16 protein-coding genes and 1 tRNA gene are annotated in these 19,892 nt (G+C 41.1%); 10 read left to right on the top strand and 7 right to left on the bottom strand.

From position 1 onward, the window contains the following. Window positions 1–149: 149 nt before the first annotated feature. The 7 genes from RM049_RS11570 to alr form a co-directional block, all read right to left on the bottom strand. Window positions 150–3,170, bottom strand: coding sequence for a hybrid sensor histidine kinase/response regulator (locus RM049_RS11570; protein WP_322704279.1), 3,021 nt, complete (start codon window positions 3,168–3,170; stop codon window positions 150–152). A 174-nt stretch (window positions 3,171–3,344) separates the two neighbouring features. Beyond that, window positions 3,345–6,152 carry a methyl-accepting chemotaxis protein gene (locus RM049_RS11565; RefSeq protein WP_322704278.1) on the bottom strand — a complete coding sequence of 936 codons (2,808 nt, stop codon included), beginning with the start codon at window positions 6,150–6,152 and terminating at the stop codon, window positions 3,345–3,347. Between the two features lie 61 nt (window positions 6,153–6,213). Further along, on the bottom strand, window positions 6,214–6,711 hold the full coding sequence (locus RM049_RS11560) for a chemotaxis protein CheW (protein ID WP_322672204.1): 498 nt from the start codon (window positions 6,709–6,711) through the stop codon (window positions 6,214–6,216). Further along, window positions 6,704–7,093, bottom strand: coding sequence for a response regulator (locus RM049_RS11555; protein WP_322704277.1), 390 nt, complete (start codon window positions 7,091–7,093; stop codon window positions 6,704–6,706). The genes RM049_RS11560 and RM049_RS11555 overlap by 8 nt, the downstream gene beginning before the upstream one ends. A 62-nt stretch (window positions 7,094–7,155) precedes the next feature. Beyond that, on the bottom strand, window positions 7,156–8,223 hold the full coding sequence (locus tag RM049_RS11550) for a response regulator (RefSeq protein ID WP_322704276.1): 1,068 nt from the start codon (window positions 8,221–8,223) through the stop codon (window positions 7,156–7,158). 882 nt (window positions 8,224–9,105) lie between these two features. Next, window positions 9,106–9,187, bottom strand: a tRNA-Leu gene (locus tag RM049_RS11545). Between the two features lie 113 nt (window positions 9,188–9,300). Beyond that, on the bottom strand, window positions 9,301–10,488 hold the full coding sequence (gene alr / locus RM049_RS11540) for an alanine racemase (protein ID WP_322704275.1): 1,188 nt from the start codon (window positions 10,486–10,488) through the stop codon (window positions 9,301–9,303). Window positions 10,489–10,926: 438 nt separating this feature from the next. Here alr and RM049_RS11535 point away from each other — a divergent pair, with 438 nt between their 5' ends. The 10 genes from RM049_RS11535 to ndhI all read left to right on the top strand — a co-directional run bounded on the left by RM049_RS11535 (window position 10,927) and on the right by ndhI (window position 19,799). After that, window positions 10,927–11,424, top strand: coding sequence for an HNH endonuclease (locus tag RM049_RS11535; protein ID WP_094349059.1), 498 nt, complete (start codon window positions 10,927–10,929; stop codon window positions 11,422–11,424). A 684-nt stretch (window positions 11,425–12,108) separates the two neighbouring features. Continuing rightward, the gene (locus RM049_RS11530) at window positions 12,109–13,392 is read left to right on the top strand and encodes a bifunctional oligoribonuclease/PAP phosphatase NrnA (protein WP_322704274.1); all 1,284 of its coding nucleotides are present in this window, start codon (window positions 12,109–12,111) and stop codon (window positions 13,390–13,392) included. Between the two features lie 238 nt (window positions 13,393–13,630). Continuing rightward, entirely contained in the window at window positions 13,631–14,101 is a 471-nt protein-coding gene (locus tag RM049_RS11525; RefSeq protein ID WP_322704273.1) for a DUF29 domain-containing protein, read from the top strand. 105 nt (window positions 14,102–14,206) lie between these two features. Next, window positions 14,207–14,617: a RusA family crossover junction endodeoxyribonuclease gene (locus RM049_RS11520; RefSeq protein ID WP_322672198.1), complete on the top strand. Its 411-nt coding sequence runs from the start codon at window positions 14,207–14,209 to the stop codon at window positions 14,615–14,617. Beyond that, window positions 14,614–15,660, top strand: a complete 1,047-nt coding sequence (locus RM049_RS11515) for a hypothetical protein (RefSeq protein WP_322704272.1) — start codon at window positions 14,614–14,616, stop codon at window positions 15,658–15,660. The genes RM049_RS11520 and RM049_RS11515 overlap by 4 nt, the downstream gene beginning before the upstream one ends. Then, a complete protein-coding gene (locus RM049_RS11510; RefSeq protein ID WP_322672196.1) occupies window positions 15,657–15,917 on the top strand; it encodes a hypothetical protein in 261 nt (86 codons plus the stop codon). Before RM049_RS11515 ends, RM049_RS11510 begins: the two co-directional genes overlap by 4 nt. Before the next feature lie 53 nt (window positions 15,918–15,970). Next, window positions 15,971–16,465 carry a phosphohistidine phosphatase SixA gene (gene sixA, locus RM049_RS11505; protein ID WP_322672195.1) on the top strand — a complete coding sequence of 165 codons (495 nt, stop codon included), beginning with the start codon at window positions 15,971–15,973 and terminating at the stop codon, window positions 16,463–16,465. A gap of 109 nt (window positions 16,466–16,574) precedes the next feature. Continuing rightward, on the top strand, window positions 16,575–17,711 hold the full coding sequence (locus RM049_RS11500; RefSeq protein ID WP_322672194.1) for a citrate synthase: 1,137 nt from the start codon (window positions 16,575–16,577) through the stop codon (window positions 17,709–17,711). 282 nt (window positions 17,712–17,993) lie between these two features. Then, window positions 17,994–19,112, top strand: a complete 1,119-nt coding sequence (gene nuoH, locus RM049_RS11495; protein WP_194045704.1) for an NADH-quinone oxidoreductase subunit NuoH — start codon at window positions 17,994–17,996, stop codon at window positions 19,110–19,112. Window positions 19,113–19,214: 102 nt separating this feature from the next. Then, a complete protein-coding gene (ndhI, locus tag RM049_RS11490) occupies window positions 19,215–19,799 on the top strand; it encodes an NAD(P)H-quinone oxidoreductase subunit I (RefSeq protein WP_229462911.1) in 585 nt (194 codons plus the stop codon). Window positions 19,800–19,892 lie beyond the last annotated feature (93 nt).

Here is a 19,892-nt window from a genome sequence, read left to right as displayed (position 1 = left end):
TGTCTAGGTTTTATATTAGGTTTATGTCCTAAACTACTTGGCGACAGCTATAGTCACCAAGGCACCAAAAGTTAAAACAAATAGTGCATTAGCCTTTGGCATAACGCACCTAAGAAAATATTTAAAACCTAATTATGAATTAACAATTTTTAATTAGAAGCTGCCTGTTCTGCAACCGAATGAATTATTTCCTCCAGCGTTTGCAATAACTCTTGCTCATTATAAGGTTTAGAAAAGTAAGCCCGCGCCCCCAATTGCATAGCTAGTTGCCGATGTTTATTGCTGCTACGAGAAGTCAGCATTGCCACTGGAATATTTTTTGTATCCACGTCTGAATTTACCTTACCTAAAAATCCATAACCATCAAGGCGAGGCATTTCAATATCACAAATTACTGCCTCCACTTTTAATCCACTATGGAGTTTTTCTAAGGCATCTTGACCATCTTTAGCTTGTTCTACTTGATACCCTCCTTTTTCAAGGGTCAGGGCTAAAAAGCGGCGTACATTAATCGAATCATCTACGATTAAAATTGTACCTTTCTGCTTAATAGATGCTGCTGATATTTTCTCTTCATCAAATATCAGGAACGGTGTTTTTAACCTTGCTGATGGTAATTGAGTTCCTCTCAGTGTCTTTTTATTTGTAGCAATCCAATACAGCAACTCATTAACATTAACTAATGGTACTACTCGACCATCACCGAGAATTGTACAATTGCTGAAGCCTTCAGGTAAGGGTATATTTCCTTCAACTTGGCGAATCGCAACTTCTTGTTCGCCCCAGCAACGATCTATTTGGATTGCGACTGGCTGATTATTACCTTTGACTACTAACACACTGTTAGTACTAATGGCTGCCGGAATTTCTAACTCTGCGCTATCGTAGCGTAGGCAATTAAACTCTAAATAACGAGTTAAGCGAATCAGTGGCAGCATGGTTCCTTGCCAATTTAAAACTTCGCTACCAGCCATTTCAAAAACTCGCTCGTCTTGGAGTAAAGATATTTCTGAAATCACATCTGTGGGAAATGCTAATAGAATTTTGTTGATTTCTACCAGCAAAACTCGCGCAACGGAAAGTGTAAACGGTACTGATAAAGTGAAGGTAGTACCAACTCCTGGTTCTGTATCAACTTTCACATCTCCTCGAATTAGTTTGAGGTTGTTGCGAACCACATCCATACCAACACCGCGGCCAGATAATGCTGTAACTTGCTCGGAGGTAGTAAAACCTGGTTCAAAAATTAGTGATAATAGTTCTTCATCACTAGCATTAGCGAGTAAAGAAGCATCCAATCCCATAGTTAGGGCGCGGGTGCGAATTTTCTCCAGAGAAATGCCCCAACCATCATCACGGATGGTGATGATGGTGCGATTACTGCGATGAGTAGCTGTAATTTCAATTAATCCTTGTTCTGGTTTTCCTAAAAGGCGACGCGTGGCAGAGTCTTCGATACCATGATCGAAAGCGTTCCTTAATAGGTGCATTAAAGGTTCGTTTAAAGCTTCTAAAATGCTGCGTTCAATTAAAGTGTTGCCACCTTCGATTTTTAACTGAACATTTTTGCCATACTCGACATTTAAATCGCGTAAAGCTCTGGGAAAACGTTCGATTAAATCAGACAGCGGTCGCATTCGGATGTGATTTAGCTTGGTTTGTAACTGTTTTGATGTTTTGTTTAGTTTACGAGCAATATGGTCTGTATCATCTACACTGAGTTGCACATCTGTTGTGACTTCCTGTACCTGAACAATGGTTTCCATAACTTCCTGCGATCGCAGGTTTAATTCGTTATAGCGATCCATTTCTAAAGCATCAAATTCTGTGTTTGTACCTTCTAATTGGTGGCCATTTTCAGCTTGTATCTGCGCCCCATTAAACATCGTAGCTTGAGTGGAAATCTTATCGGAGACTATGCGTAATTCCTGGTTTTCGCGGTCGAGAACTTGGACTCGCTGGTTGAGGTTGCGAACGAGTTTGCGTAATCTTTCTAATTGCGAGTTTAAGCCATTTCGCTGAACAATCAGTTCGCCAAATAAATCATTAATTTGCTCTAGCTGTTTGCTAGGAACTCGGACGCTATTTTCATGAGTTTCTCGTTCTTTAGCAACGGCAACTGGCTCTCCTTTACCTTCGCTAAATTTACCATCTGGGGGATTCTCTTCTTTAGCAAATATTGTATTGTGTTCAGGTACATTGACAGCATTTACATCCTCAGCAAATTCTGCATCTACAAATGTAAAATTGGCTGCGATTGCTTCATCTTTCACCCAAGTTTCTGGAGTTATCTCTGCTTGCCAAACAGCTGTTGACGCTACTTCTGTGTCGATGACATCTGTGGGGAGAAGCTGTGGTATCACTTGTGCTGGTAATAGTGGCTGGGATTGCAAACTACTCAAGTCAATAGCTGTAGGTAAGTTATCTAGCTGATTTGTCAGCACCAAAGCTTGCGATCGCCGCCATGCTTGCAATGCTAACTGGGCAACTTCGGGAATGCGTTCTCTACTAACAGTTTCCAAATGCTGCGTTACCGACTCACAAAGCTTGCTAAAAGCTTGCAACTGAAGCATTTCTCCCAAACCGCCTAATTCAGCTGCCAGGATCGCAATATTTTCATGCAATCCGGCTTGTTCGCTATCTGCCAATATAGATTCTAGACGTTGCAAACACTCTTCTACTTCTGTGGCAAATAGCAAAGGAATAACGTCTTGCCCGTCCTCTGGGGATAGCATAGTTGAGGCATCTTCTGGGGTGGGGTCGCCCAAGCGATCGTGCAACTCATCGAAGATGGGATAACAAAAAGTTGCTAACCACTGATCTTCGACAACATTCCCTTCTGCAAGCAATTCTACAATTTGACGCAGCCAGTCAACTCCAGATAGCAATAAACTTTGCAACTGAGTATCGATTTCTAAAGAATTTTTTTTAGTTTTTAAAACTTTAAAGGAATCTTCCAGACGGTGAGATAAATCACTTAGCGATTTAAATCCCATCATTCCCGCACCACCTTTAATAGAATGAGTGGCCCGGAGTGCAGCATTGATTTTATCCAAATCGATACGGTTACTAGTATCGATTTCTAGCAATACCCCTTCTAAGGTATTTAAGTAATCTGTTGCTTCTTCCAGAAACTGCATCTGGATTTCTAATTCTTTGTCTTGTAGCATGGTTTTTGTCCTTAGTCATTGGTCATTGGTCATTGGTCATTAGTCATTAGTCATTGGTCATTGGTCATTAGTAAAAAGACAAAGGACAAATGACAACAGACAAATAACAAAAGTCATTCGTCATTCATCACTAGCAAATCGCAAAGGACAAAGGACAAATGACAAATGACAAACTTAACTAACTTTGAAAGCCTCGACAGTCTCTTGCAACTGTTGAGAAATATCCACAGTTTGTTGCAGAGATTCAGAAACTTGGCGAGAAGAATCGCTGCTACGTTGTGATATAGCAGCGATATCTTTCATCAATTGGCTAACACTTTGGGATGTTTCAACCTGAGATGCAGTCGCGGTAGAAATCGACTGCACTAAGGAGTCAATTTGAGAAGATACATCCAAAATTTCACTCAAACTTTGTTTAGCCTCCTCCACAATTCGAGTACCTTCTACCACTTGGGTAGTGCCTATTTCCATTGCTTGCACTACTTCACTGGTTTCTCGTTGAATATTTTCAACAATTTGTTCAATTTCTTGGGTTGCGGCGGCACTCCTAACTGCTAGTTCGCCTACTTCTTCAGCCACTACAGCAAAACCTTGACCTTCTTCACCCGCACGTGCTGCTTCAATACCGGCGTTAATGGCAAGCAAGTTGGTTTGAATCGCAATTTGGTTAATCAAGGAAACCACGCGAGAAATTTGTTGCGAAGACTCTCCCAAACGTTTCACTTTCTTAGCAGTTTCACCCACAGTTTCCCGCAAAGAGAGGATATTTTGTACTGTCAAATCCATCGCGTGTCCACTATTGGTGGCGGTGTGAGCAGCATGGTTAGCAATGAAGGCAGCTTTTTCGGCACTTTCGGCTACGGCTTTCATGGATTGGGTCATTTGGTCAACAGCATCAAGGGTGCGGTTGATTTCGGCAGCTTGGGTTAGCGCTTCTTCTGCTAGGTGACGGATGGCTCCTTCGTTAGAGCCAATGGCACTATTTACATGAATGGCAGCTTGTTTAACTTGGGTAACAATATCCCGGAGGCTTTCCACAATCGAGTTGAAGAAGTCGGCAACAGTACCAATTTCCCCAGCGGTTACGTCTGCACGCACTGTCAAATCGCCTCTGGCTGCACCTTCCACGTCGTTGAGTAGTTGTAAAAGTTGTTGTTGCAGTGTTTCGTCTGACCCACTTATAGTTACATTTCTGACTTTTTCTATCTCTTCTAATAACTTGGCTTGTTCTAAGGCATAGCCGACTTGAGTTGCTATCTGTTGAAACAAGTCAATTTCCGGCTGTTGCCAAACACGAGGAGTTTCGCAATGATGAGCAATTAATAAGCCTAAAAGTTTTTCTTGGGCAAGAATCGGTACAATTAAATGACTTTTGACAGCAAATTTTTCCAACAGTTGGATGTAACTGTCGGCATTTTTCAGGCTTTGGTCTTGATGAATATCGGCAACTGCTTGCACTTGTTCATTGCGATCGCTTTCTAGATAATGTTCCCGAAAATAAGGGTCGTCAATTTGCACTCCCAACATTTCCGGCCAATTACCAGTTCCCGATTCCGCAACGACAACGTCAGTCGAAGTTCCTGGATTCAGACTATAAATGATTACCCGGTCTGTTTTGAGGATTCGCTGAACTTCTTTGACTGCTGCGTGATAAATATCTTCAGTTTTAAGAACTTTCCGAATCCGTAGGGTAATATCTGCTAGTAATTTTGTCCCTTCAACGTCTAGTTCCTGCTGCTCTTCTTTAACTAAAACCTGCAATTGTTCGGCCATCAGGTTGATATTTGCACTCAATACCCCTAATTCGTCTTCTCTTTCAATTTCCAGACGGGTATTAAATTTACCTTGACCTAACTTTGCTAATGCCGCAGTTGCATTGAGAATTGGTAGTGTAGTCAGTTTAGCTAATCGAGATGCGATCGCACCCACAATCAATGCTGTCACTGCTGTACCGATGGCTATAGTCCACAACAATTGTCTTTGCGGCTCAAATACAGTTGCGGTATCTGTAGCTAAAAGTACCTGCCAGTTTAAATCGGGTAAGCCATCTAAGGTACTAGCTGGTACATAGCTAACTAGTTCTTGTTTTTTCTGAGTTTTCGGAACTTCTATAAAACTATTTACTTTTCTAGCTGCTAGCAGTTTAGGTAAATTAGAATACTCTGCTTTGGCCTCTTTCCCCAATAATTCCTTTTGGGGACTCAAGAAAACTGTTCCCGCAGCATCAAGCAAATAGTATTGTTGTCCGTTGGCTGCGTAGTTTTTGGTAACTTCCTCTAAAGATTTTACGGGCATACGTGCTTGTACCACGCCAATAGTTTGACCCGTTCTTGTCTCTTTCACAGGTGCAGCTAGATAAATACTTACAACACCAGTATTTGCTGCTTCCGGTTTGCTGATGACAGGAGTATCTTTTTGTAAAGCGTCTTGAAAAAAGGTGCGGTCTTTTTGATTTTCCAGGGGTTCGCCTGTAGACTGGACAATCAAGTTACCTTGGCGATCGAAAACAGCAATACTGTCATAAGCTTTGTAGGCTTCGACAACCCGATCTAAGACTGCTTGCTTTTCCTGAGTACTAATACTAGCTTGAGAATTTGTCAAAAATAGTAAGTTTGATATTACTTGAATATCACCGTAGCGTCCCAGCATGAAGCGGTTAACTTTATCACTCAAGCCAGTGGCTTCGGCTTGTTGAGATTGGGTAATTTGCTTAGTAATGGATTTGTTGGCCAAACCAAAAGCGATCGCACCGATGCCCAAAACTGGTATTGTACCAATTGCGATCGCTAAAATAGTCGCTTTCTTAACCAATCCCAGCCTGGTAAAATAGGCAATACCCTGATTCCAAGAAGAATTATTAGCACTTTCAGTAGTCAGCTTAGTTGGTAGCTTTACTACAGTTCCAATGGCTTTTTGAGATGAAATCAGCGATGCTCGATTTTGAGCGCTATTACCTTGATTCGTGTTAGTTTTATTAAACATAAAAGTAGTTCTCCTAAGTATGTGAATAAGAACACTAAAAAGCTGTTTTTAGTAGTAAAACCTAATCACTGCGGAGAATAGAAGATTGTACAATCGCCTGTGCATCTAATACCAGTAATATTTCTTCCTGTTGCACAACGCACCCACATAAATAAGGAACTAAACTGGATGTCACTTGTCCGATAGGAGAATGAATATCATCAACTATGAACTTGGTTGTACCTTTTATTTCTTGTACAACTAATCCCAACACCAATGATTCCACTTGGATAACGATCGCATTGTATTGTCGCAGTCGATAATCTAGGGATTCTAAATTGAGCATTCTTGGTAAATCAACTACCCAAATTATCCGACTCCGCCAATTCATTAATCCTAATATGCAGGATGGCATATTCGGTATTGACGTAATAGATTCAACAGGGACAAGAATTGCTTCTTGCGTATGCTTCATTGATAAAACAGCAGTTGTTTGTTGATTTAGCTGAAATTTCAGATAACTATCTGCTAAATTATTTGGCGTTGGTTTTGAAGAAAGAATAATGTTTGTACTAGTCATTGACTAAAATTACCACTGATTTAATAGTACGTAGGAGATGTTCGCGGGTGTAAGGTTTAGTTATATAGGCATCTGCACCTTGTCTCATCGCCCACAAACGATCAATTTCTTGATTTTTGGAACTACAAACCACAATCGGTACTTTTGCAGTAATTGGATTTCTTCTCAGAGAACGACACAATTCAAATCCACTCATTTCTGGCATTACTACATCAGTAACGATCGCATCTGGTTTTTCTAACACAGCTTTTTCTAAACCCTCTTTTGCACCACTTGCTTTAATTACGTTATAACCACTCTCTTTAAGATAATGGCTCATTAATTCCAATTCGCTGGGAGAATCTTCTACAATCAAAATTGTGCCAAGTAAAGTCAGGCTCACTATCAAATCTCCTAAAAAAATAAATTAAACATATTTTGTTATTTTTATTTGCCTTATTTCAATCAACCAAGATGCTTAAAAACCATTTTTAGCAATTCTGATTGTGTAAAAGGCTTAGTCAAATATCCTGACGATCTGACCATTTTAGCCTTTGCCCTGTCGATAAATCCTGTTCTACCAGTCACCATAACGATCGGTGTATTTTTAAAGGCTGAATGTTTACGTAATAATGAACATAGTTCATAGCCATCTAAACTTGGCATTTCAACATCTAGCAAAATCAGATCGGGCTTACTCCGTAGAATTTGCATTAAAGCTTTTACCGGATCGTTGATCGTTACAACTGAAAATGTGTTTTCATCTAAAAAGTGCTTAATAGAATTCAAAACAGTTTGGCTATCATCAATGCAGGCAATTGTATATAGTTTTTTGCCAACAGTTGGCTGAGTAATTGTCTGATTCTCAGGAATATCAAAATTGATTGGTATTGGTAAATTTTGCCCAATCTTGATTTGCAGATGTGGCTGAACTTGAGACGATTGTGTTGTAGAAAAAACTTGCGAACTCCCACCAGCCGGAATTGATGACTGAATATTTTGCCGATTTCGTAACTGTTTTTGACAGTGTTCAACAAGCAACCTTAAATCCAGGTGACAGAACTTTGGTAGTTCATCCAAAGAGCTTTCTGGACTGAATTCATAGCTACCTTCTTTTAAACACAGAAATGATTCCATTACTTCTTTTGCTAATTCGTCTATCAGGCTTCCTGCTTGCACAGAGGTAATATAGTCCTGATTTACTAACCAACAAATAGCTTGGTAATCCGCATTTGGTATTGATTGATGTTCATTCTTCGTCTCAAACATCAGCCGCATCTGTACGCGAGTGGCGCTGTTGAGAGCAGGAATTTGCTGACTCAAGCGCCGTAAGTGACTGTCAAGGCGCTCAAATAGTTTATCTGAATAGGAGGCATAAGTAAGTTTACCGTCCTCTAGATAGATTGACCAAGAAACTATCCCGGTAAATACGCTTAAGCAACCCGTAGCACGCCGACTTGTTAATTGTGCCAACAGAGATAGCGGATGTAGTTTCTGGAACAACCTGTAGCTACCTATAGGAGTTGTGCTCATTTTGCTTTTACTTCAGCTAAAATTCGATACGTGTAAGCTAAATTCGTGTAAAGTTATTCCACAATCAAAATCAAGTAAAAAGCATTAAACTTTTGCATTTTAAAATACATCAGTTTACATCTAGGTTTGTGGTAAAACTCAACGAGAGTAGCGTTATTTTCAGATGAGCAAATCTTAGTAAATTCGTAAATTGTGATTAATCTACTTAGTGTTACTGAGATTTATCAACATCTTTCGAGAAATAAGACATAAAAATGTCAAGACTAGATGAAGCCACTTTCCATTGAGTAACCCCAATCTGACCACAGGAATAATACTGATTTTATTAATGGCGATCTCTTTGAGCTTCTGTATTTACACTTAGTTAAAATTTATTTTTTAAACAAGTAAGGACTGAATGAAGCCACTTTGCATCGAGTAACTTCAAATTGACCACAGTAATAACACTTATTTATTGAAAGCAATAAATGTATTTTTTATTATTTGTATTTAATAACTTAGATCAAACAGAATGCAAAACTTATTTTTTGCAGAGTGTTTTGCCGCCGAGAATAGGTACTGAAAGTTCTCAGAATGGTACGTTATGTCCCTAACACATCTTACCTATGAAAATTGTCGGTTATTAAATCCATTAGGACTTATGCACTTTGACACATTTACTATCATTTGGAGAACAGACTTATTAAGTTAAAAGTCTTTCCCTGTCTTGTTCACAGGCGCATTTTACCACACACAAATTTTCAAATATCCTCTTGTATTTGAAGCTATGCTGGCGAAACATATTTTTATTTAAGCGATATTTAAATAGGCTGGTAACTATTCTTGAACTTTTAACTCAAGTATAAGTACCAGCCTAGATAAGGCAATTTAATTTATCAAAAGTGCGGATGAAAGGACTTGAACCTTCACTCCTTTCGGAACTAGAACCTAAATCTAGCGCGTCTGCCAATTCCGCCACATCCGCATCAGTTTATTATCATACCATAAGAAATTATTTTTGGGAATAGGGAATGGGGACTGGCAAGCTGAAAAAGAATAAGAATGCCCCATGCCCCATGCCCCATACCCCATGCCCAATTACATAACTGCAACACGAGGCAGACGATGCTTGAATCCACAGAGAATTTCCCAAGAAATAGTGTTTAATTGTTTTGCCCAGTCATCCGCTGAAATTTGTTCTTTTCCCTGTTCTCCTAATAAGGTGACTACTTCTCCTTCTTGGATATTGGGTATGGCACTTACATCCAGCATTAACTGATCCATTGTAATTGTCCCAATTTGTGACACGCGCTGACCGCGAATTAACACTTGCATTTTGTTGGAAAGACTGCGAGGAACGCCGTCAGCATAGCCAATTCCCACAACAGCAAGGCGAAGTTCGCGCGGGGCAATAAATTTATGACCATAGCTAACAGCTGTTCCTGCGGCAATTGTTTTAACTTGGGTAACTCTTGCCTTAAGTTGCAAAACAGGCTTGAGATCGATCGCATTTTGTAAATGCGGTGCTGGATAGAGTCCGTAAACAGCTAAACCTACACGCACCATGTCGTAGTGCAATGCTGGATTTGTAAGTGTGGCGGCTGAGTTTGCCAAGTGCAAGCAAGGCGGTTCAATTCCCATTGCTTTGATTTGAGCGATCGCATCCTCAAATCGTTTATGCTGTTCTTCCATTGCCGTGGTATCAGGATCGTCTGCTGTCGCTAAATGAGAATAAATACTGGCAATAGATAGATGTGGTAATCGCTGCACTAGTTGCACAAATTCGCCTGCTTGCCGCCAATCAGTCCCCAATCTAGACATTCCCGTGTCTAATTTAATGTGTACGGGCACTGGAGAACCATGATTCATCGATTCTAAGGTATCAGAAAATACTAAAGCTTGTTTAGGGCTACAGAGTGTGGGCTGAAGTTTCCATTGGGCGATCGCATGAATCTGCTCGAGTGTATGAGTTGCCCCTAAAATCAAAATGGGAGCTTGAATCCCGCCTTCTCGCAATTGAATAGCTTCTGGAACTGTAGCCACTCCCAGGCAACTAGCTCCCGATTGGATGGCAATTTGGGCAACTGTTACTGCTCCATGTCCATAGGCATCAGCTTTTACTACTGCCATTAACTGGGTACGCGGCGATAAAAACTGCACCAATTGCTTGACATTGTATGACAACGCCTCTAAATCAATTTCTACCCAAGCTCGTTGTGAAAACCATGCGTAGGTATCGCACTGCTGATTAGGAACTATACCAGGGATTTGTTTGCGACTTAACATTTGTACTGACTCCTATCCCGCCACGGCTAAACTTTCAAGTTATCTATCTATACACGCTCCTAAAAGCGAGATCAGATTAAATAGGAAGTTTAACCTTCAGATTGGAACTGATACAAGATGTTACGGCGCTAAAGTAAAAGTTAAGAGTTATGAGTTAGAAGTTATGAGTTATGAGTTAGAAGTAAATCTTACGGCTCAACTTTTCACTTTGTTCTTGTCTACGAGACGCTGCGCGATTGCGTCAGTCTAAGTAATAATTTTGATGAAGTAATAAATTTGACTTTTCAACTCCTAACTCCTCACTCTTCACTCCTAACTCTTGACCCTTTACTCATAACTTAATTTTCAAATTCTTCCGAAAGTATAATTTCTTCTCATCTCCCTAGCAGGGTGTATTTGTGTTAATATATTGTAAAACTCATACCCTGAGCGCAAATAATGGGGAAGGTTTTAGTCTTAAACGCCTCTTACGAACCTCTCAATATAACGAGTTGGCGTCGTGCTGTAGTTCTTTTAATCAAGGGCAAAGCAGAACGCGTGGAACACAACGGTAAATTTCTGTACACGGATTTCCCGTTGCCGACCGTGATCCGGTTGCGTCATTATGTACGCGTTCCTTATAAAGAAATCCCTTTAACTCGCCGAAATATATTGCACCGTGATGGTCATGCTTGTCAATACTGTGGTTACACAGGGGATGAGTTGACACTAGACCATGTAATACCGCGATCGCGCGGCGGAGGCGATACTTGGGAGAATATTGTTACCGCTTGTGTCCGTTGCAATGTCAAAAAAGGCAGTCGGACTCCCCACGAAGCTCACATGCCTTTGCGTCATCCCCCGCGCCAACCTTATAGCAGTCTCTATTTCGAGGTCAGCAAACATCTTAAGAGTGGACTGCATACAGAGTGGCAAAAGTATGTTATAGGTCTTTGAGCAAAAAACAGAGGAGCAAAGAAAAAAGGAGAAATACCCTCTTTCTTTAGTAGATAACCAATAACTAAAGTTATTGGAGTTTTAAAAAATTGGTAGCTATAGGCTTGCAACAAAGATGATTGCATCAACTATCAAGCTTTGAAATTTGTTGTATGTATTTTGTTGTATGTATATAGAGTTTCCCTTTTGCTCTTTACTCCCCCTGTCTTTTGCCCTTTTCCATTGGACTTTACTCTAAATTTGCAGAAGCAGAATTTTCAAAGGGGATACAAAACAGACGTTATTCATCAAAAATAATTGTTAATTGCTCAATAGTCACAATAATGAGAATATTAAGCATAAGAATATTTCAAATATCAAGGACTAATTCTAAAGGATAAGATAGGAAGTATACCCTAAGTTAGATAAAAATCTCCCTGATTGAATTTACGAAAGAGAACAAAACTCCTAAAACATATTTATGCTGCCAGATACAGCCTGATATTCTAAACTTCCTTGCTGTATGCCCTTTAGTGGAAGTTAGTTGATGTTGAGCGGTGTTACTGACAAGAAATATACTTAGATGTATAGTGCAATGTCTTGATATTTTTGCGAAGATCGTAATTAATGTGGCTAAATTCAGTGAATTGCTGCTCGTAAGTATTTCTGAATTAAAGGAGCCTCACACTTTAAAAAAAGTTCCCTATGTACTTTAATTCTCCCGTTACTCAGTTTGAGAGTTTGTCATTGACCACAGAGCCAAACCCAGAGGAACCTGAAATCGAGAAAGCGCCAGTGGAAGTTGCATTTAAAAGTCCGTCATTACCGCCATCGGTAGGTGATGGAGCTATATATCTCAGTAACCGTGGTAACTCTCTGGCACAACAAAAGTCAGAAGAACTGCAAAGAACCCTTTTGGCACACCGACACGATCGCCAACTGGTAATTCTGCAAGATTTTCCTGACCCTGATGCCCTTTCCTGCGCTTGGGCTTATCAGTTAATTGCCCAGCAATATGATATCAAATGTGAAATCATTTATGCTGGTGCATTGAGCCATCAAGAAAATATTGCCTTGGTAAGACTGACTAATTTACCTATCCAACGCTGGACAACGCAAACCTTGAAAACTAAAGATTTGTCATCTTATCAAGGTTTTGTATTAATTGACAACCAGGGAACCACTTCACAGCTACTGTCAGCGGTGCAGCAGGCTGGAATTCCTTTAGTGGTACTCGTCGACCATCACAGTATCCAAGGCGATCTGCACTCAGAGTTTGAGGATATCCGCCCTTACGTAAGAGCGACGGCAACAATTTTTACTCAATACCTCCAAACAGGATTATTAGCATTAGATAGCAGCATAAATCAACACGTCAAATGCGCTACTGCTTTGATGCATGGCTTGCGATCGGATACAGATCGGTTAATGCAAGCCCAAGAAGAAGATTTTATGGCAGCGGCGTATTTAAGCCGATTTTATGACGCTCAACTGTTGAATGCCATTTTACAGGCCAACCGTTCCAAGCGGGTAATGGATGTGATCGAGCGATCGCTGAAAAACCGCATCGTCCAAAATAACTTTTCCATTGCTGGTGTTGGCTACTTACGCTACGAAGACCGTGACGCCATCCCCCAAGCGGCTGATTTTCTCGTTACCGAAGAAAACGTCCACACCGCCGTAGTTTACGGCATTGTTCACGATGAAGACGAAGAACTGGAAATAGTCATCGGCTCCCTGAGAACTAGCAAACTTACCCTTGACCCTGATGAATTCATCAAAGAAGCTTTTGGGCAAGATAGCACAGGGCGCTTTTTCGGCGGTGGAAGGACAAGCGCAGGCGGCTTTGAAATTCCAATGGGCTTCTTATCTGGCAGCAACGAAAATTCCGCTTATGCGAAAATGAAATGGGAAGTATTCGATGCTCAAATTAAGCAAAAACTGTTGAGGTTAGTTAATCCTAGAGACAACCCGATCCAGTCGGAGTAGGGAGAAAAGGAGATGGGGAAAACTCCTAACTCATGCAGCAGTGAAAGGGTTTGGTTAGATAGTATCTGTAAATCATTCGTGATAAACATATTTCCCGACTTTTCTAAAAAGTCGGGAATTTTGGTCTTTTCACAGACGCTGAACTGATTGAGGATGTAGTTCGTGCTTAATGTTAAGTAGGTAGGCACAAATAAAATTAACTCGCGCCTACCTATTTTATTTACGAACAAGGAGCGCCATGAAGTCTATAGAACTGCAAATGTTACAAACTCTGTATGAACAAGATTTTTGTGCGTGGGTAGAGCGGACAGCAGAGCTTTTGCGATCGCACCAGTGGGACACGCTGGATTTAGAACACTTAATTGAGGAAGTGGTGGACTTGGGTAAAAGTCAACAACGGGCGTTGCAAAGTGCGTTGCGGTTGGTGTTATCACATTTGCTGAAGTGGAAGTATCAACCTGAACGCCCCAGTCGCAGTTGGCAAGTGACCATTACTTATGAGCGACTAAATATAGATGAATTACTGCAAGAAAGTCCTAGCTTGCAGCGTTTTTTAAATGATGCCGAGTGGATTAATACTATTTATCAAAGAGCGCGGCGAGAGGCAATGGTGGAAACTGGTTTATCAGAAGATAATTTTGCGATCGCTTGTCCCTTTTCTGTCGATGAGATTTTAGACTTAGACTTTTATCTTAACGCTGACAAATAACCATGTAGAATTTTTGTATAAATGTAGATATGTTCAATATGATGAGTAATCATCTGTGAAAATTGCTGTAACTTTGTTAACTAATTATAAAGATATGCACTTGGGATGCGAATAATACCTTTTGAATTTCTCATTCCCAGACGACCTGTTTCGTTACAGACAAAGAAAAAAGAAAACCTTCAGGCATGGAAAAATTTTGTACGCGTTGAAGCTCAAAAACTTTGGAAAGATCGCAGCGTCATTAAACAAGGTGATCTACAACTAACGCTAGTTTACCTTTGTGATGAGTTCCCGGCTGACACTGATAACATTATCAAGCCAATTCAGGATGCACTTGTAAACTTAGTTTTTGAAGATGATAATTTAGTATCAGATGTAGATAGTCATCGTAGATTTATATCTGACCCGATTGATATTAGAAATCTACCTTCATTATTACAGCGTGCTGTAATCACAGGTAAAGAGTGTGTTTATGTAAAAGTGAGTGAATCTCAACCACTGGAAAAATACTTATGATTAACAATACTAAAACTCTATATGATGAAAAAGTAAAATCTCTGGCAGAGAAGTACGAAAGCCAAGGATTTCGTGTTTCCATTGAACCTAAAACAGATGAATTACCATTCGAGTTGGGTAACTACCAGCCAGATATGATTGCTATTAAAGACGACTCAGGTTTGGTAATTGAAGTAAAAACCAGCCTCAGCCGAATGTCAGTTGATCGTTTACAGGCTTTAGCAGAGGAAGTGAGTAAACATCCAGGCTGGCGTTTTTTATTGCTAACACTTGAAGACATAGAAGCTAAGTCATTACCTGGAACATCCGAACAATTTCCTTCATGGCAAGAGCTAACCCATCGGCTTATCCAAGCACATAAGCTTATTGAAAATGATGAAATTGAGCCTGCTTTTCTTTTGATGTGGAGTATATTTGAGGGGACTTTAAGAAAGCGAGCAGTCGATGTTTCAATTCCTATTGAACGTTTCCCAGTTATAGGATTACTAAGACATCTGTACTCTTTGGGAGAGTTATCAATCTCTCAATTCGAGCTTGCTCAAGCTTGTTTTGAAGTTTGGAATCGGCTTGCTCACGGATATATTGAAAACCTAAATTTGCCAGTTGTACATAATTTTGACAATTTGGTTCGTGAATTATCAGGAAAATGGACAGTCGAACTCGCTATTAGTCAACTTTCATCAGATGAGCTAGCTGCTTTTCGTGCCTGGTTTGCGGAATTCGATGCAGCATCCTTGGATAAACGAGAAGAATTAAGGAGAAATTTAATCAATCAGACAAGCCTTCTTTTAGCGCAAGAATTAATAATAAATGAGAAACTAAAGAAAGAATTAAACGTAAACGACGAAGAGGTTATAAACGTCGAATTCGCTGTTAGTCTACTTTCACCAGAGGATCTCGCCGCATTTCGTACCTGGTTTGCAGAATTCGATGCAGCATCCTGGGATAAACAGATTGAAGAAGATGTCGCTGCTGGTCGGTTAGATGCATTGGCAAAAAAAGCACTCAAACATCTCCGAGAAGGGCGTTGCACCGATCTGTGAAACATCGAGCAACCCCTGATTTTTGGTATTACTATCGCCAGTTACCAATTGATATCCAACAGCTTGCTGACCGATGTTATGAGTTGCTTCGGGAAGATCCTAAGTATCCATCATTGCATTTCAAAAAAGTCGGTCAGTTTTGGTCAGTGCGTATTGGTATATATTATCGGGCGCTTGCTGTAAAAGAAGATGAAAATTTTGTATGGTTTTGGATTGGATCGCATCCAGAGTATGACAGATTGCTAAGTGGTGGATAGCGTTCTAACATTAGCCTAAGAGCAGCCTAACTGAATCGCTCACAATACAAAGTATGGAACTATACTTAATTCGTCATGGCATCGCCGAAGACAAGGGATTAGGCATCAAAGATGAGGAGCGCAACCTAACCAAAGAAGGAAGGCAAAAAACTGAGAAAGTTGCCCAGAAACTTGTTAAATTAGGTTTAAACTTTGATTTAATTCTCACCAGTCCCTTAGTGCGGGCGCGCCAAACGGCTGAAATCCTCATAGCAGAAAAACTAAGCTCCCAGTTAGAGGAATCTAGCCACCTCGCCCACGACGGTCAAATTTCTAGTTGGCTAAAAGAGTGGTTAGAGCCAAGAAATTATTCCCAAAATACACAACTGGCGCTGGTTGGACACGAACCTGATTTAACCAATTGGGCAGAAATTCTCCTGTGGGGAGAAGTCAAAGAAAGTTTTGTCTTGAAAAAAGCAGGTATGATTGGGATAAAACTACCAGAAACAGGTTCTCCTCTGGGTCGGAGTCAGATGTTTTGGTTGACACCACCCAAGTACCTGCTGTAACAGTTTTTCAACATTTTCGATTGTTGTTAGAACGGCTACTGTTATGGCGACAATAAATTTCTGGTAATGTTACCTCCAGCAGATATTTCAAAAAGCAAATGGTGTTGCCATGATGGTGTGCGAATACAAGCCTGGTCTAGAAGGCATTCCCGCCGCTCAATCAAGTATCAGCTATGTTGATGGGCAAAAGGGAATACTAGAATATCGTGGCATTAGGATTGAGGAATTAGCAGAAAAAAGTACATTCCTAGAAACTGCTTATCTCTTAATCTGGGGTAAACTGCCAAGCAAAGAAGAACTGGAAACATTTGAGCATGAAGTTCGTTACCACCGGCGGATAAAGTACCGCATTCGGGACATGATGAAATGCTTTCCAGAAAGCGGCCACCCAATGGATGCCTTGCAAGCCTCCGCTGCGGCTTTAGGCTTGTTTTATTCGCTTCGGGATTTACATAATCCTGTCTACATTCGAGATTCAGTAGTGCGCCTGATAGCAACCATTCCTACAATGGTGGCGGCGTTCCAACTGATGCGAAAAGGCAACGATCCCGTGCGTCCCCGTGATGACTTAGACTACTCCGCCAACTTTCTATACATGCTTGATGAGAAAGAACCCGATCCTCTGATGGCGCGAGTTTTTGATATCTGCTTGATACTTCAAGTTGAGCATACAATGAATGCTTCTACTTTCAGTGCCAGGGTGACAGCTTCCACCTTAACCGATCCTTACGCTGTAGTTGCTAGTGCTGTGGGAACTTTGGGCGGGCCTCTGCATGGTGGAGCCAATGAAGAAGTAATTCAGATGTTGGAAAAAATTGGCTCTGTGGAAAATGTCCGTCCCTACATAGAGCATTGTCTGGAAACTAAATCTAAGATTATGGGCTTTGGACATCGTGTGTATAAAGTGAAAGACCCACGAGCCATAATTTTACAAGGACTAGCAGAGCAATTGTTTGAAAAGTTTGGGCATGACAAGTTCTATGACATTGCTCAAGAAATGGAACGAGTGGTAGAGGAAAAACTCGGTAGCAAAGGGATTTATCCAAATATTGACTTTTATTCTGGTTTGGTATATAGGAAGATGGGGATTCCTACCGACTTGTTTACACCAATATTTGCGATCGCTCGCGTTGCCGGTTGGCTAGCCCATTGGAAAGAACAACTAGCAGAAAACCGGATTTTCCGTCCTACCCAGGTTTACAACGGTCTGCACGAAGTTACTTATACTCCCATTGAGCAACGGTAAATGGGCATGGGGCATTGGGCATGGGGCATTGAGCAGATTATTCCCCTTGTCCCCTTGTCCCTGCGCTCCCTGAATAGCCAATCTTAATGCCAACCATAAGTAGAATTCTCATCTCGCTTCAGGGTGGTCAAACCATCCAACGATATACTAGGCATGGGAATTGGCAACAAATCTTCAATCGGTCATCATCACAGCAAAAATTAAAAATGGGTGAATTTACAGGTATTAATTTAACTAATAGTTGTAACTCACCATGACTCTATGTCTTAAAGAGCACCAAACATGAATTCAGGAATTGACCTCCAAGGAACTTTTATTGAATCCCTCCGGGATTTAGGTATACCAGCAGGAACAGCCAAAGCGATTTGGATGCCGCTGCCAATGATACTGATGCTGATTGGGGCAACAGTGGGGGTATTAGTTGCTACTTGGCTAGAACGGAAAATTTCTGCCTCCGCACAGCAGCGAATTGGGCCAGAATACCAGGGGCCTTTTGGGTTGCTGGTGCCTGTAGCGGATGGTCTGAAGCTGGTATTTAAAGAAGATATAGTACCAGCCAAGTCTGACCCCTGGCTATTTACCCTCGGCCCCATTATTGTTGTAATTCCGGTGTTTCTGTCGTTCCTGATTGTGCCCTTTGGACAGAATATCGTAATTAGCAATGTGGGCATGGGCGTATTCTTGTGGATTGCCTTGTCAAGCATTCAACCCATTGGCTTGCTGATGGCTGGCTACGCATCTAATAACAAATACTCCCTCTTAGGGGGGTTGCGGGCAGCAGCGCAATCTATTAGTTATGAAATTCCTTTGGCGCTGGCGGTATTAGCGATCGCTATGATGTCTAATAGCCTCGACACCGTTGATATTGTCAATCAGCAGTCTGGCTACGGCATTCTGGGCTGGAACATTTGGCGACAACCAATTGGTTTTCTGATCTTTTGGATAGCTGCCCTCGCTGAATGCGAACGATTACCCTTTGACTTACCCGAAGCGGAAGAAGAAATCGTCGCAGGCTATCAGACTGAATACTCAGGCATGAAATTTGGTCTGTTCTACCTGGGTTCATACGTTAACTTAATCCTTTCTTCCTTACTAGTAGCAATTCTCTACCTGGGCGGTTGGGACTTTCCTATTCCCCTCAACCTCATCGCTGGTTGGCTGGGAGTTAGTGAATTAAATCCCGTGTTCCAGATAGTAACTGCGGCTTTGGGTATCACCATGACTGTGTTCAAAGCTTATTTACTAGTGTTTGTCGCCATCCTGTTGCGCTGGACAGTGCCACGGGTAAGGATTGACCAACTGTTAGATTTAGGATGGAAGTTTTTGTTACCAGTTGGTTTGGTTAATCTTCTATTAACCGCCGCCCTGAAACTAGCCTTTCCCTTCGCTTTTGGTGGTTAGTCATTAGTCATTAGCATACACAAATGACTAATGACAAAAGACCAAGGACGAAGGACAAGGGACAAATAACGCTGATAGCTTAAAAAGAGAGAGTGAAGCACAATGCTAAAGTTCCTAAAACAAGTTGGCGATTACGCCAAAGAAACAGTACAAGCTGCGCGTTACATTGGTCAGGGTCTTTCTGTTACCTTCGACCACATGCGGCGGCGTCCAATTACTGTACAGTACCCTTACGAAAAACTAATTCCTGGCGAACGGTTTCGCGGTAGGATTCATTTTGAATTTGATAAGTGCATCGCTTGCGAAGTTTGCGTTCGCGTTTGTCCAATTAACCTACCTGTAGTAGATTGGGAATTCGACAAAGCCAGCAAAAAGAAAAAACTCAACCACTACAGCATTGACTTTGGAGTTTGTATCTTTTGCGGTAATTGTGTGGAATTTTGCCCCACTAACTGTCTATCGATGACAGAAGAATATGAGCTTTCCACTTACGATCGCCATGAATTGAACTATGACAACGTAGCGCTAGGTCGTCTGCCTTATAAGGTAACAGATGACCCAATGGTGACACCACTGCGCGAACTAGTTTACCTACCCAAAGGCGTCCTCGAACCACATGGACTGCCCGCAGATGCGCCACGTGCAGGTGCGCGTCCAGAAGACTTGGTAGAACAAACAGAAAAATAAATGTCATTTGTCCATTGTCATTTGTCCTTTGTTATTTGACTAATAACTAATGACCAATGACCAATGACCAATGACCAATGACCAATGACAATT

The organism is Nostoc sp. DedQUE04 (genome assembly GCF_034530995.1).
In the GTDB taxonomy this organism is placed as follows: Bacteria; Cyanobacteriota; Cyanobacteriia; order Cyanobacteriales; family Nostocaceae; genus Nostoc.
Note: the sequence above shows the minus strand (reverse complement) of the source record. Positions and strands in the feature narration are given on the sequence as shown.

Excerpts from the sequence above, each read along its gene's own strand:
- sixA (WP_322672195.1), top strand. The coding sequence starts at position 15,971 with ATGGAACTATACTTAATTCGTCATGGCATCGCCGAAGACAAGGGATTA.
- RM049_RS11560 (WP_322672204.1), bottom strand. The coding sequence starts at position 6,711 with ATGACTAGTACAAACATTATTCTTTCTTCAAAACCAACGCCAAATAAT.
- ndhI (WP_229462911.1), top strand. The coding sequence starts at position 19,215 with ATGCTAAAGTTCCTAAAACAAGTTGGCGATTACGCCAAAGAAACAGTA.
- RM049_RS11525 (WP_322704273.1), top strand. The coding sequence starts at position 13,631 with ATGAAGTCTATAGAACTGCAAATGTTACAAACTCTGTATGAACAAGAT.
- RM049_RS11535 (WP_094349059.1), top strand. The coding sequence starts at position 10,927 with ATGGGGAAGGTTTTAGTCTTAAACGCCTCTTACGAACCTCTCAATATA.
- RM049_RS11500 (WP_322672194.1), top strand. The coding sequence starts at position 16,575 with ATGATGGTGTGCGAATACAAGCCTGGTCTAGAAGGCATTCCCGCCGCT.
- nuoH (WP_194045704.1), top strand. The coding sequence starts at position 17,994 with ATGAATTCAGGAATTGACCTCCAAGGAACTTTTATTGAATCCCTCCGG.
- RM049_RS11565 (WP_322704278.1), bottom strand. The coding sequence starts at position 6,152 with ATGTTTAATAAAACTAACACGAATCAAGGTAATAGCGCTCAAAATCGA.
- alr (WP_322704275.1), bottom strand. The coding sequence starts at position 10,488 with ATGTTAAGTCGCAAACAAATCCCTGGTATAGTTCCTAATCAGCAGTGC.
- RM049_RS11550 (WP_322704276.1), bottom strand. The coding sequence starts at position 8,223 with ATGAGCACAACTCCTATAGGTAGCTACAGGTTGTTCCAGAAACTACAT.
- RM049_RS11515 (WP_322704272.1), top strand. The coding sequence starts at position 14,614 with ATGATTAACAATACTAAAACTCTATATGATGAAAAAGTAAAATCTCTG.
- RM049_RS11570 (WP_322704279.1), bottom strand. The coding sequence starts at position 3,170 with ATGCTACAAGACAAAGAATTAGAAATCCAGATGCAGTTTCTGGAAGAA.
- RM049_RS11520 (WP_322672198.1), top strand. The coding sequence starts at position 14,207 with ATGCGAATAATACCTTTTGAATTTCTCATTCCCAGACGACCTGTTTCG.
- RM049_RS11530 (WP_322704274.1), top strand. The coding sequence starts at position 12,109 with ATGTACTTTAATTCTCCCGTTACTCAGTTTGAGAGTTTGTCATTGACC.